The sequence below is a fragment of the Rhodococcus sp. EPR-147 genome, from assembly GCF_001647185.1.
Taxonomy (GTDB): domain Bacteria; phylum Actinomycetota; class Actinomycetes; order Mycobacteriales; family Mycobacteriaceae; genus Rhodococcoides.
Genome location: NZ_LVCU01000258.1, coordinates 1 through 13,242 on the forward strand (window position 1 = coordinate 1; position 13,242 = coordinate 13,242).

General features: G+C 66.1%; 14 protein-coding genes. 4 read left to right on the forward strand and 10 right to left on the reverse strand.

Annotation, left to right across the window (positions count from 1 at the left end):
* From A2J02_RS12540 to A2J02_RS12550, 3 genes are all read left to right on the forward strand, one after another.
* On the forward strand, positions 1–555 hold a 555-nt coding region (locus A2J02_RS12540), incomplete at its 5' end, for a TVP38/TMEM64 family protein (protein ID WP_068050488.1).
* Between the two features lie 49 nt (positions 556–604).
* On the forward strand, positions 605–1,204 hold the full coding sequence (locus A2J02_RS12545) for a hypothetical protein (protein ID WP_068050489.1): 600 nt from the start codon (positions 605–607) through the stop codon (positions 1,202–1,204).
* Positions 1,201–1,710: a hypothetical protein gene (locus A2J02_RS12550; RefSeq protein WP_068050490.1), complete on the forward strand. Its 510-nt coding sequence runs from the start codon at positions 1,201–1,203 to the stop codon at positions 1,708–1,710. The genes A2J02_RS12545 and A2J02_RS12550 overlap by 4 nt, the downstream gene beginning before the upstream one ends.
* Positions 1,711–1,722: 12 nt before the next feature.
* On the opposite strand, the gene A2J02_RS12555 is transcribed toward A2J02_RS12550, so the two are convergent.
* The 3 genes from A2J02_RS12555 to A2J02_RS12565 are packed head-to-tail and all read right to left on the reverse strand — an operon-like array spanning position 1,723 to position 4,206.
* Positions 1,723–2,907 carry an SPFH domain-containing protein gene (locus tag A2J02_RS12555; RefSeq protein WP_068050491.1) on the reverse strand — a complete coding sequence of 395 codons (1,185 nt, stop codon included), beginning with the start codon at positions 2,905–2,907 and terminating at the stop codon, positions 1,723–1,725.
* A gap of 3 nt (positions 2,908–2,910) precedes the next feature.
* Complete coding sequence (locus A2J02_RS12560; protein WP_032378478.1) at positions 2,911–3,342, reverse strand: NfeD family protein; 432 nt, start codon at positions 3,340–3,342, stop codon at positions 2,911–2,913.
* A 54-nt stretch (positions 3,343–3,396) separates the two neighbouring features.
* Positions 3,397–4,206, reverse strand: coding sequence for a DUF3097 domain-containing protein (locus tag A2J02_RS12565; RefSeq protein ID WP_068050496.1), 810 nt, complete (start codon positions 4,204–4,206; stop codon positions 3,397–3,399).
* Positions 4,207–4,282: 76 nt separating this feature from the next.
* Here A2J02_RS12565 and A2J02_RS12570 point away from each other — a divergent pair, with 76 nt between their 5' ends.
* Complete coding sequence (locus A2J02_RS12570; protein ID WP_176460581.1) at positions 4,283–5,110, forward strand: hypothetical protein; 828 nt, start codon at positions 4,283–4,285, stop codon at positions 5,108–5,110.
* Between the two features lie 34 nt (positions 5,111–5,144).
* On the opposite strand, the gene A2J02_RS12575 is transcribed toward A2J02_RS12570, so the two are convergent.
* The 7 genes from A2J02_RS12575 to A2J02_RS12605 all read right to left on the reverse strand — a co-directional run bounded on the left by A2J02_RS12575 (position 5,145) and on the right by A2J02_RS12605 (position 12,966).
* Complete coding sequence (locus A2J02_RS12575; protein WP_068050493.1) at positions 5,145–6,224, reverse strand: ferrochelatase; 1,080 nt, start codon at positions 6,222–6,224, stop codon at positions 5,145–5,147.
* A 103-nt stretch (positions 6,225–6,327) separates the two neighbouring features.
* Complete coding sequence (inhA, locus tag A2J02_RS12580; RefSeq protein WP_032377850.1) at positions 6,328–7,152, reverse strand: NADH-dependent enoyl-ACP reductase InhA; 825 nt, start codon at positions 7,150–7,152, stop codon at positions 6,328–6,330.
* Between the two features lie 60 nt (positions 7,153–7,212).
* Positions 7,213–7,935, reverse strand: a complete 723-nt coding sequence (gene fabG1 / locus A2J02_RS12585; protein WP_068050494.1) for a 3-oxoacyl-ACP reductase FabG1 — start codon at positions 7,933–7,935, stop codon at positions 7,213–7,215.
* Positions 7,936–8,001: 66 nt separating this feature from the next.
* On the reverse strand, positions 8,002–8,994 hold the full coding sequence (locus A2J02_RS12590) for a VWA domain-containing protein (protein WP_068050495.1): 993 nt from the start codon (positions 8,992–8,994) through the stop codon (positions 8,002–8,004).
* Positions 8,991–9,986 carry a DUF58 domain-containing protein gene (locus A2J02_RS12595; protein WP_231893710.1) on the reverse strand — a complete coding sequence of 332 codons (996 nt, stop codon included), beginning with the start codon at positions 9,984–9,986 and terminating at the stop codon, positions 8,991–8,993. The genes A2J02_RS12590 and A2J02_RS12595 overlap by 4 nt, the downstream gene beginning before the upstream one ends.
* Complete coding sequence (locus tag A2J02_RS12600) at positions 9,983–11,320, reverse strand: AAA family ATPase (protein ID WP_231911447.1); 1,338 nt, start codon at positions 11,318–11,320, stop codon at positions 9,983–9,985. The genes A2J02_RS12595 and A2J02_RS12600 overlap by 4 nt, the downstream gene beginning before the upstream one ends.
* Before the next feature lie 119 nt (positions 11,321–11,439).
* Complete coding sequence (locus A2J02_RS12605; RefSeq protein WP_068050499.1) at positions 11,440–12,966, reverse strand: NlpC/P60 family protein; 1,527 nt, start codon at positions 12,964–12,966, stop codon at positions 11,440–11,442.
* Positions 12,967–13,242 lie beyond the last annotated feature (276 nt).

Sequence of the window (13,242 nt, forward strand, 5' to 3'; positions counted from 1 at the left end):
GTGTTCTTCGGCGTGCACGCGATCGTGACCGTCGCACCCGTCCCGAGAACACTGTTCACGCTCAGCGCAGGAGTGCTGTTCGGGCCCCTGACCGGATTGGCGGTCACCATCGGCGCGTCGACGGTAAGTGCGATTCTGGCTCTGCTGTTGGTCCGCGCGATAGGTCGAGAAGCCGTGGCAGCGCGGATGTCGCACTCGGTCCTGGATTCGGTGGACGAGAGTCTGCGGCGGCGCGGATGGCTGGCCGTCGGCTCTCTACGCCTGATAGCGCCGGTGCCGTCCTCGGTGGTGAACTACGCGTGTGGTGTGTCGGCGGTTCGGCCCGTCCCGTTCGCGCTGGCGACGGCCGTCGGGATGCTGCCGGGCACTCTCGGAATCGTCGTGATCGGCGGAGCGATCGGGGGCGAGACACATCCGGCGCTGCTGGTGCTGTCCGCGGTCTGTATCGCGATCGGCCTCAGTGGGCTGGTCGTGGATTGGCGTCTGTCGCGCGGTTCGCGATCCGAGCCCGCACCCGCGGGCAGTCGACAGGCCGGGAACCTTGATTCTGACTAATCAAGCCTTGAAGCTTGACTGGGTCACATCAACGATCTAGCCTTGTCCGATGTTCGTACTGACCGTGGACCAGCGCCGCAGTAGGCGCGATATCGATCGCGTACCCGAACTGCTCGATCGCTACCGCGACCACGAGCTGATCCGTCCCTTCGAGCGAACCGCAGGAGACGAAGTGCAAGCCGTCTGCGAGGAGGCCGCCATCGTCGTCTCGATCGCCCTCGAACTGGTATCCACCCCGCACTGGAGCGTGGGCATCGGCGTCGGCTCCGTCGAACTCCCGCTGCCCGAGACCACGCGCGCTGGACGCGGACCGGCGTTCGAGGCAGCCCGGGACGCCGTGACCAGAGCCAAGAACGCACCGGCTGCACTCGCCGTCAGCGGCCCCGACGCCGCTGCCGCCGAGGATGCGGAGACCGCATCGACCCTGGTTGCGCTGCTCGTCGGCAGACGCTCGGACCAGGGCCGAGAAGCAGTCGAACTCATGGCTCGCGGGTTGTCGCAGACCGACGCGGCCGAACGACTGAAGATCAGCAAACAAGCCATGTCACAACGACTCTCGGTAGCCGGCTGGCACGTCGAGAACGCGGGCCGCACCCTGGCGACTCGCTTGCTCGACACCGCGAACACAACGGAAAGCCATCGGTCATGATCGTCGCCACCCTCGTGCTGCTTGCACTGACCGCAATCGCCGCTACGGTCCCGGCCGGCATCGGAATTCGACGATGGTTGCCCACCGCCGCCGCGTCGAGTCTGCTCGCGGCAGCGGCAGTCCTGGCCACTGTCGCCGGACCGGCCTACGGTCTCGGCCACGCCATCGGAGTGGTCCTGAGCGTCGTCGCTGCGGCACTGGGTGGAACAGCGATGGTGCCCACCGTTTTTCGCGTCGCACGACGACGAAGCGACTCGACCGGAGAAGATCCGGTCGAGCCGCTTCGTGGTGGACTGACCATCGGCATCCTCGAACGCGTGGCCGTTGCCGTGTCGATTCTCGCCGGTTGGCCGGAAGGGATCGCCATCGTGCTGGCAGTCAAGGGACTCGCGCGCTATCCCGAACTGCGCGAATCCCATGCCTCCGAACAGTTCATCATCGGCACCTTTGCCAGCGTGCTGTGGGCCCTGGCCGCTGCCGGCGTCGGAACCGCCCTGATCAGCTGATCAGGGCGGACCTCAGCGCTGTTCCGGCTCCGCCTCGGGCGACGCCGCCAGGGCACCGAGGTCCAACCCTTTGGACAGTTCGGGAGACGCAGCCAGCGATGTGTCGACCGGCTTGCGCGCCACTGCTTCTGCCGCCTTGACCGCCTCGGCGACCGCCGGATCGGTCTTGGTCTCGAACCATTCGGCGACCTCGTCGGAGTCGTCCTCCGGCTTGGGCTCGTTGCCCGCCGACTCGTTGGGCTCGTAGCGGAAGACACCGTCCTCCCCGGGCGCACCGAGTGTCTTGGCGAAGCCCTTGAGCGCATCGCCGAAATCGCTCGGAATCATCCACACCTTGTTCGCATCGCCCTGCGCCATCTGCGGCAGGGTCTGCATGTACTGGTACGCGAGCAACTCGGGGGTCGGCTTGCCGGCCTTGATGGCACCGAACACCTTCTCGATGGCTTTGGCCTGGCCCTGGGCCTCGAGATACTTCGCAGCTCGATCACCCTGCGCCCGCAGGATGCGTGACTGCCGCTCACCCTCGGCGGTGAGGATGGACGCTTGCTTGCCACCCTCGGCCGCGAGAATCCGACTCTGCTTGTCGCCCTCGGCGGTCTTGATCGCCGACTCACGATGGCCCTCGGCAGTGAGGATGGTCGCTCGCTTCTCGCGATCGGCCTTCATCTGCTTCTCCATCGATTCCTGGATCGAGGGCGGCGGATCGATGCTCTTGAGCTCCACTCGGGCCACTCGCAGACCCCAGCGGCCGGTCGCCTCGTCCAGCACGACGCGGAGTTGACCGTTGATCGAATCACGCGAGGTGAGCGTCTCCTCCAGCGTCATTCCGCCGACGACGTTACGCAGTGTGGTGGTCGTCAACTGCTCGACGCCGACGATGTAGTTGTTGATCTCGTACACGGCCGACTGCGGGTTCGTCACCTGGAAGTACACGACGGTGTCGATCGACACGGTCAGGTTGTCCTTGGTGATCACCGGCTGCGGGGGAAACGACACGACCCGCTCGCGCAGGTCGACCTTGGCGCGGATGCGGTCGACGAACGGCACGAGGAACGTGAGCTGTCCGGACACGGTGCGTGTGTAGCGGCCCAGCCGTTCGATGACGGCGGCCTCGGCTTGCGGGACGATCGAGATGGACTTGGCCATCAACACCGCAACGAACGCGACGATGACAGCCAGTGCGATGAGTGCTTCCACTGGCTACGGTCCCTTCCATACGACGGCGGTAGCGCCGTCAATTTCCATCACGGTCACGGTGGTGCCAGGGGCATAGACCTCGGTCTCGTCGAGAGGACGAGCCGTCCACACCTCACCACCGAGCTTGATCTGGCCTTCGTGGGCAGTGACCTGTTCGAGAACGACCGCACTCTTGCCGGTGAGCGCCGCCATGCCCATCGGGGTATCGGGCGGATTCGCGAAGCGCCGCAACAGAATCGGTCTCAACCCGAGCACCAACGCCAGTGACAGGACACCGAAGACGATCGCATCGGCCCACACCGGGAAATCCGTCAGAGCAGAGACACCGGCAGTACCGAGCGCACCGCCGGCAATCATCAGAAGAAAGAAGTCGCCCGTCAGTGCCTCGGCACCGGCGAGCACCACTGCCGCTATGAGCCAAATGATCGCTGCCACAGCCTCCATACAATCACGAATCGGACAATTGCCGGTGCGTTGCTGGACAGAGCCCTACTCGGTCACGAAGTCGACCAATTGTTCGACGGCACCGATCAACGGTGCCTCGAGATCCCGAAAGCTCGACACCGACGAATACACCCGACGCCACCCCTCCCGGGGAGTACCCCACCCCAGCTCTCGGCAGATCCCGGTCTTCCAATCCTCGCCACGCGGAATCTTCGGCCACGCAGCGATTCCCACGGCCGCCGGCTTCACCGCTTCCCAGACGTCGATGAACGGATGACCGGTGACCAACACGTGTTCGCCCAGCGACCTCGTCAACTTCGACTCCTTGGACCCGGTCACCAGATGATCCACCAGGACTCCGACGCGACGGCCGGGGCCAGGACCGAAATCGGCCAACCGCTCCCCCAGATTGTCCAGACCCTCCAGATGCTCGACGACCACTCCCTCCACCCGAAGATCGTGTCCCCACACACTTTCCACCAGGGCCGCGTCGTGCACGCCCTCGACCCAGATGCGGCTCGCACGGGCGGTGCGCGCGCGCAGTCCCTCGACTTTGGTGGAACCGGATGCGGAGCGCGTCTGTGCCGCCGCTGCCGGCGCAGGTTTGGGTCGAACCAGAGTCACCCGACGTCCGTCGATCAGGAATGCTGCCTCGCGCAGGGCGAACAGCCGCGTCGTACGGGCACCGTCCTCGAGACGGACGAAATCTCCGTCGTAGGTGCGCTCGAAGCCGACCACGGCACCGCAGTACCCGGTACCGGCGTCTTCGACAACCAATCCACGATCGGCCGACACCTCCGGTGCCGGAACCTTGCGCATGCGACTGTGCCCTCTGAGAATGTCTCCGCCGTACATGTCGTTCACGGCAACCAACGCTAGCGACACCGGCCTCTCCAGCACGGTTCGCCACGCCGACCTATGCTCGTGAGTCGTGTGTTCCTCTAGCGCAAGTCTCGCCCTGTGGGCCGGTTCCTGGCTGGCCGGTTCCAGCTCTCCCGACGACGTCATCGACGCGATGTCCGAGTGGGCTCCGATGCATCTCGTCGGTGCAGGTGATGTGGACGCAGCCAACGATTTCGGGCTGCAGTACCCCGGCTACGCCGAGGGAATAGCGGGCCTGCTGCACGCGATCAGAGCGGCCGCAACTGCGTCGACGCCCACGGCCGGGGACGATCGGATCAAGCTCGTTCTGCCCGCCCCCGGCGCGGTGAGCGGCCTCCCCGCCAACACCGACTTCTCCCGAGCTGCCCTGAACACCGGTCAAGCGGTGGTGATCGGTACCTCGGGCAACACCGGGATCGGGTTGGTACCCGTCGTGGAGGGGCCGGATGTGTTGCGCTGGACCGTCTACTCGATCGTCGTCCCCGAGCACGGTCATCGGGATCGGGGGTTGGGTGAGGCCGAGTACGAGATGCGTGAGGCCGTACGCGGTGCGGCCGACGCTCTCGCACGGATGCAGTCGCTACCCACCCGGACCCTCGACGCCGATCCGCGCACTCGTATCGCCGAGTTGATCGCCGACGCGGCACGGCATCGCTACCCCGCAGACATGTCCGACAGGGCGTTCCGCGTCCTCGAATCGGCGGATCGGGTGGCCGCCATTCTGACGGTCGCGGCGGGATCGGCTCCGTCGGAGGCACCGACCGCGACGGCAGCTGCAGCACGGGAAGAACTCGTTCGACCGCTCTGGGTTGCGGTGCGCACCGCACGCACCATCGCGGTCGCGACGAGCATCGCAGCGGCGATGCATTCCGCCTGACACCGCGCCCGGCCGCGGTGTCAGGCGGCAACGTTCACGACGTGGCAGCGGCGGGCCGGGAGGGCCTGGTGGGCTGCTCACAGCACCCGACGGCGCAGCGACTGCCGTCCAGAGTCGAGCCGTAGCCGGGCACACTGCCGAGACCGCGGCATCGGCCGCCGACTCGGTATTCGTCCACCAGCTCGCGGATCATCCGTGGAAAACGCGCGTCGGATCCGGGCGTGCCCGCGCGCGCGAAGGCCATACCGAGTTCGCGAGCCTTCTCCTCCGCTTCGGTGTCCAGATCCCACACGACCTCGAGATGGTCGGACACGAATCCGATCGGACACACGATCACGGCGTCCACGGACTTCTCCGACAGCGCTTCGAGGTGGTCGCAGATGTCGGGGTCGAGCCACGGCACCTGCGGGGGCCCGGAGCGGGACTGCCACACCAGGTCGTAGTCGTCGACACCCGACGCGGCTGCAACAAGCCTCGAGGCCTCGGCCACCTGACGGCTGTAGAGATGACCGCCGTCCTCGGGCGGGCCGGCATTGGCGTCGGCGGCCGAGGGAATGGAGTGTGCGGTGAACACCAGACGCGCACCGGCGCGGTGCTGCTCGGGCAGTGTGGCTCGCGCCGATGCGACGGCGTCGCTGAACGCGTCGACCATCAGCGGGTGGTCGTAGTACTGCCGAATCTTGAGCAGATGCGGCGCATCGTCACCGACGGCGGCGCGGGCCCGGGCGATGTCCTCGTGGTACTGCCTGCATCCGGAGTATCCGCCCCACGCGGAGGTGGGAAACACGAGTGCGTTCCTGATTCCGTCCGACTTCATGGTCGCGACGGTGTCCTCGATCATCGGATGCCAGTTGCGGTTTCCGAAGTAGATCGGCAGATCCACTCCAGCGGAATCGAATTCGACGCGGAGGGCGTCGATGATGTCTCGGTTGAGCCGGTTGATCGGCGAGACGCCCCCGAAGTGCATGTAATGCTCGACGACCGCGTCGAGCCGCTCGGGCGGCACTCCACGTCCGCGAGTGACGTTCTCCAGGAAAGGGCGTACGTCGGCGGGCTGTTCCGGCCCGCCGAACGAGAGCACCAACAATGCGTCGAAGTCTCCAGGGGTGGTCATGTGTCCATTGTGCCCCCGTCGCCGACCGGCCCCGGTGGGGGTCCGATCGGCGATCGAAACCTCTCGGTGGGCGAAACCACGTGCGGTTCCGCCCACCGCGGCGTCACATGTTCTCGGGGAGGTACGTGTTGTGGCTGGCTCCACCGTCGACGTACACGATGGATCCGGTGGTGCCGGGCAGCCAATCGGACAGCAGCGCGACGATCGACTTCGCGACGACGGTCGGATCGTTGACGTCCCAACCGATGGGAGCGGCGCCGTCCCAGTAGACGTTGAGCTGGTCCATCTTGGCGGCATCACCGGTCGCGGTACCCGCAATCGCCTTGGCGGCGAGAGTCCTGATCGGCCCTGCTGCAACAAGATTGGAGCGGATGCGCTTGGCTGCGCCCACTTCCCGTGCCACGTAACGGTTCACCGACTCGAGGGCGGCCTTCGCCACACCCATCCAGTTGTAGTACGGCATCGAGGTGCGCGGATCGAAGTCCATTCCGACGATGGAGCCACCCTCGTTCATGACCGGGAGCACGGCGCGCGCGAGCGACGCGTAACTCCACGCGGAGATCTCGAATGCCCTCGCGGCATCGGGTCCGGGGCCGTCGAGGAACGGCTTCGCATCGGGGCCCATGAGGGTGCGGGGCGCGAATGCGATCGAGTGCAGAACCCCGTCGATACCTTCCGGTGCCACTTCGCGTACGCGGTCGGCCAGCGCCGCGAGGTGCTCCTCGTTGGTGGCGTCGAGCTCGATCGCCGGGGGCACCTCCTTGGGCAGACGCTGCGCGATGCGGTCGATGAGTCGGAGTCGATCGAACCCGGTGATGATCACCTTGGCACCCTGCTCCTGCGCCATGGCTGCAGCGTGAAACGCGATCGAGGCGTCGGTGATGATGCCGGTGATGAGAATGGTCTTGCCTTCGAGCAATCCGCCCATAGTGCTGTATTCCTTAATTCGGAGGTGTACGTCTGTCGAAATCGTTGTGCGAGTAGGACTTCAGTGCCCCATGCCCATACCACCGTCGACGGGAATGACCGCACCGGACACGTACGACGAGTCAGGTCCGGCAAGGAAGCTCACCACTGCCGCAACGTCCTCGGGCTGACCGAGACGCTGGAGGGGGATGTATTCCTTCGCCTTGCCGCGCAAGTCGTCCGAGAGCTCTGCCGTCATGTCGGTTTCGATGAAACCCGGGGACACGACGTTCGCCGTGATGGAACGCGAACCCAGTTCCCTCGTGATCGATCGAGCCATTCCGATGACGCCCGCCTTGGACGCTGCGTAGTTGATCTGCCCCGGTCCGCCGGCCATGGCCACGACAGAACTCAGGAAGATCATCCGACCCCAGCGCGCGCGCAACATGGCTCGGTTGGCGCGCTTGGCGACGCGGAAGGCTCCGGTCAGGTTCGCGTCGATCACACGCTGGAACTGGTCCTCGGTCATACGCATCAGCAGTGTGTCGTCGGTGATACCGGCGTTGGCCACGAGCACCTCGACCGGTCCCTGCTTCTCTTCGACCTCCTTGAAGGCCGCGTCCACCGAGGCGGAGTCGGTGACGTCGCAGACGACTCCGAACAGCCCGTCGGGAGCGCCGGAGCCACGGTGGGTGACGGCCACCTTGTGGCCGTCGGCTTGGAGTCGCTGGGCGATGGCAAGACCGATTCCCCGGTTACCTCCGGTGACGAGTACCGATCGCGCGATGAAGTCAGGTGTGGACATGCCTAGCAACCTATCTGTTCGTCCTGGAATGACAAAGCGAAACTTACTGGTGAGTAAGAACAACGATCACGGGAGACGTTGCCGCATCACCAATGCCGAACCGAGGCCAGCCGAGATGCACAGGACGCCGAGTATCAGCCACGGACGCGACGCGTCTCCGCGGGTGATCTCGAACCCGATCTGTTCCTCGAGGGTGTCGTAGACGTCTCTGAGATCCTCGAGCGACGACGCGGAGAAGAAGCTGCCGCCGGACAGATTCGCGATCTCCCGCAACGACGGATCGTCGACCGGTACGGGCACTCGTTCGACGCCGTTCTCGTCCTCGATTTCGACGGAACCGTAGCTCGTGCCGAACGAGATGGTGGAGATGGGCACGTTCTTGTCCTTGGCGGCACGCGCTGCGGTGTACCCGCCGCGGGGGTCGTCGAGGTTCTGCGGAACGGTCTGCTTACCGTCCGAGAGCAGCACGATGCGCGCAGGCGGCGCCGCGTCGCCGCCGCCGAGTATCGCGCCGAGAGTGTCGATCGACTGGAGCGAGGTGAAGATCGACTCGCCGGTGGCCGTTCGTTCGCTGAGTTGCAACCTGTCGATGGCGGATTTGGTGGCTTCGCGGTTGGCCGTGGGCGAGACCAGGACGGACGCCGTTCCGGCGAACGCGACCAATCCGAGATTGATGCCGGGCGTCAGACCGTCGGCGAAGGACTTGGCTGCTTCCTGCGCGGCTGCCAACCGAGTCGGCTCCACGTCGGTGGCCTCCATCGACAGCGACACGTCGATGACGAGCATGACGGTCGCTCGGTTCCGTGGCACCCGCTGGTCCGCTGTGGGACCGGCCAACGCGACGGTCAGGAACATCAGGCCGACCAGAACCAGTGCCGTCGGCAGGTGTCGCAACCGATTGGGCCGATCCGGCGCAACGGACTCGAGCAGTTCCATGTTGGAGAACCGCAACACGTGTTTCTGCTTGCGCCGCTGGATCACGACGTAGCCGACCGTCAGTGCGATGACGACGAGGAGAAAGCCCAGCCACCACGGCGAGGCGAAATCGGTCAGGCTCATCGCGGTGCCCGCGCAGTGTTGGTGAACCCGGACCCGATGGTGTGCCTGCGTGCGGTCACGAACCGTACGACGTCTGCGATCCAGTCACCGTCGGTGCGGAGCGTCAATCGGGGTGCGCCGCACCGACGTAGCGCCTTCTCGACGTCGTCGCGGTGTGCTGCAGCTGCGCGCGCGAAATCTGCACGCAGCCGAGGCGTGGTGCTGAATTCGCGAGTGCGGCCGGATTCCGGATCGTGGAGAACCACGTCACCGACGTCGGGCAGTTCCAGATCACGTGGGTCGAGTACCTCGACGGCCAGCACGTCGTGTCGAGCGGAGATGGCCCGAAGCGAGCGCTCCCAATCGATCGGCCCGAGGAAGTCGCTGATCACCACAGCCATCCCGCGGCGGCGTTCGGGCCGTCGCAGCGCTTCGATGGCGGCGCGCAGGTCACCGCGCACACCGTCGGCCGCAGCCGGCGTCGTGGCAATGGCACGGAGCATCGACTGAGTGTGCACGCGGCCGCCGCGTGCCGGAATGCGGTTGGTCTCGGAACCGGTGGCCACCACCGCGCCGATTCGATTACCGCCACCGCCGGACAGATGAGTGATGGCGGCCGAGGCCGCGACCGCGAGATCGCGCTTCTCGCACCCGGTGGTGCCGAAGTCGAGGCTGGCCGACAAGTCGACGACGAGCCAGGTCTCCAGCTCGCGGTCGGCCACGGACTGCCGCACGTGCGGATGCGTCGTACGCGCTGTGACCGACCAGTCCATCTGGCGGACGTCGTCGCCCGGCTGGTATTCCCTGGCGTCGCCCGGTTCCGAACCGGGACCGGGAATCAGCCCGAGATGATCGCCGTGCAGCACCCCGTCCAATCGGCGGCGGACGGTCAGCTCCAAGGTCCGCAGCGCGGCAGCCAGTTTCGGATCGCGCAGTTCACCCGATCGGAAGGACGGCGGCCGAGAGACGACGGCGCGGGATGCGGTCACGGGAGCGGTGTCGGATCCGCTCACTGCCCCGGCGTACCGATCGCCGATCCGTCACCCGACGGCTTCTGCAACGACGGTGCCGGCTGACCGTACTGACCGCCCTGTGGCTGCTGCTGGGGTCCGGGCTGCTGCGACGGAGGCATCTGGCCCTGCGCGGGAAACTGCCCCGGAGCGGGAAACTGGCCGGGATGCTGACCCTGGCTCGGGTAGGGGCCCTGTGGCTGACGTCCGTCGAAGTGCGGGGCGTCCGGACCGGCTCCGTTGCCCTGCGGCACCGGTACCGCCTGCGGTGACACCTGCGGCAACCCGACGGTCTGCAGCACCCGGGAGATGACCGTCTCCGGGGTCACCTCGTCGGCCAGAGCGGCGTAGGACAACACGAGACGGTGCCGGAGCACATCGGGGATGACCTCGAGAACGTCCTGGGGAACGACGTAGTCGCGACCACGGAGCAGAGCCAGTGCGCGGGAGGCGGCGATGATGCCGAGCGTCGCACGCGGCGATGCACCGTAGGCGATCCAGCTGGCCACGTCGTCCATGCCGAACTGCTCGGGAGTTCGAGTAGCAGAGATGACCCGCACCACGTAGTCGACGAGCGCATGGTGCACGAACACCGAGCTGGCCAGATTCTGCAGGCGAACCAACTCGACCGGGTCCAGGATCTGCTTGGGCTCGGGAGCCTTGATTCCCATGCGGTAGACGATCTCGCGCTCTTCCTCGACCGTCGGGTAGTCGACGACGATCTTGAACAGGAATCGGTCTCGCTGCGCTTCGGGAAGCGGGTACACACCTTCGTTCTCGATGGGGTTCTGCGTTGCCATCACCAGGAACGGATCCGGCATCGGGAACGTCTTGCCGCCGATGGTCACGTGTCGTTCTGCCATGACCTCGAGCAGAGCGGACTGAACCTTGGCCGGTGCACGGTTGATCTCGTCGGCCAGCACGAAGTTGGCCACGACGGGTCCGAGTTCGGTGTCGAACTCCTCACGACCCTGACGGTAGATGCGAGTGCCGACGAGGTCGGTGGGAACCAGGTCGGGTGTGAACTGAACTCGCGAGAACGAGCCACCGACCACACGTGCGAACGTCTCGACGGCAAGGGTCTTCGCGACGCCGGGAACACCCTCGAGCAACACGTGTCCGCGGGCGAGCAACCCCACCAGAATGCGCTCGACCAGCCGATCCTGACCGACGATCACGCGCTTGACCTCGTACACGGCTTTCTCGAGAAGCTGGACGTCCTCGGCCAAGGCCGGACTGTCCACCCGCTTCGGCTCCACACCCGGTGGATTCGACGTCTCGGACTCGACTCGCGTCGACCCCTCGTCGTTCGAAATCCGGCCGTCACGTGATGTCACCAAGAATTCACCGCTTTCAGTCGATCGTCGTCGGGCACGTTTCATACCGCCGCAATCAACTATTCCAGGTGTTCGGCACGCGCGCCGAAAGGCACCCCCGACGCGCGCCGGATCCGGGCTCAGGACACCATGCGCACGGCGTACGGCGTCATTCCGCTGTATCGCACGTCGGACACCTTGACCACCGAACCCGACTGCGGAGCTTCGAGCATCTTGCCGTCGCCGAGGTAGAGCGCGACGTGTTGGCTGGCGTTGGGTCCGTAGAAGATCATGTCGCCCCGCTTCATCTCCGAGGACGGCACCTGCTTACCCGCTGTGTACTGGTAACCGGTGTAGTGCGGCAACGAGATCCCCAAGCCCGCGAAGGCGTAGATCATCAGCCCCGAGCAATCGAAGCCGACCTTGTTGTAGTCGCCGTAGCTGTCCGCTACTCCGCCGTCCCTGATGCCCTTGGTCGGTCCGTTCTCGTCGCCGCCACCCCACGAGTACGGCACGCCGAGTTGACTCATGCCGCGGTCGATCGCCAACTCGACGGCTGCGCTTCCGGTCACCGACGGGGTAGTGGACGTCTTCGGTTTGGCGGGCGTCTTCGGCGTAGTGGGGGTGGGCGTGGTCGGGGTGGTCGCAGTGGAACTGTCCGAGTCGGTCGATGAGCTCGAATCCTCGTCCACGTCCACGTGTGAACGCTGGCCCTCGGCGATGGCCGCCGCGCGCTGTTGCGCCGCCAGGTTGGCCGATACTCGCGCCGCTGCCTGCACGGCAGCTTCCTTCGCTGCAGCCGTGGCGGCGGCGATGGCCGCGTCCTCGGCCGCCTTCTGCGCCTCCCAGTCGCCGTAGGCCGCTCGCTGATCCTGCAGACCGGCGACGTTGCTGCGGGCGGCATCGAGTTCGGCCTGCGCCGAGTCACGCTGCGATTCGATCGTGGCCTTCCGGTCGGCCTCTGCCTGCAGCGCTGCCTGCGCCTCTGCGATGGCCTGCTCGGCCTCGGCCTTCTTGGCCTCGGCCTCCGACGCGGCCGCGTCGGCCTGCTGCTTGGATTCACGGGCCGCCGAATCGCGGTTCGCCTGCTCGGTACGGGCCCGCTGCAACCCGTCGAGTACCGCGTTCTGGCTGTTGGAGAGCACCTTGAGGACCTGGGCCCGGTCCAGGACGTCGTCCGGTCCGCTGGATCCGAGGAACGACGCCATCGAGGCAACCCCGGAGCCCTGGGTGTAGCTGGATTTGGCGAACTCGTCGAACTTCTTCTGGGCTGCCTGGATCTGGGTGCCCGCATCGACGAGTGCCTGCTGCGCGGCACCGACGACGGCCGCAGCGACATCGGCCGCGTCACGCGCATTCTGCAGATCGACAAGGGCCTTGTTGACGCCTTCTCGCTTCGACGCAACCTCGTCGTCGAGTTGGGCGAGTTGCTGGTTGGCCGACGCGATCGCGTCGATCAGCTGGCCCACCTGGCCGAGGCTCGAATCGACGGCGCTGCCTGCGGCGGCGAGGTCGGTGTCCGAGGGGTTGGGCGGTGGCGGAGGTACCGCGGCGGCAACCCCGGGAAGGGTCGCCGTCAACGCGAGAACGAGGCCTGCGCCCACCAGCACGAATCGGGTACGGACGAGTGCACGGCGGTGAGTTCCGCGGACTTGACGTCGGCTCACAAATGTCTCCCTCGGGTCCGGCACTCACTCGGGTTCGCGTCGAACCGTCGTGCCGTCGAGGTGCTCTCCGTCCACCACCCCGATCGCAGGTGACGGTGAGCGTTCTCGCCGGGCAGGAAAGAAACGCGCAGCGATACGACAGGTGCGAACCACGTCAGTCACACCCGAAGCAGTGGCCTCCCGAGTTCCCCACGGATGACAACCGCCTTCTGCGACACTCCTTCCCCAGCAGTGCCAATGGCACCGTACGACACTTTGCACCCTGAGGAAACTCCA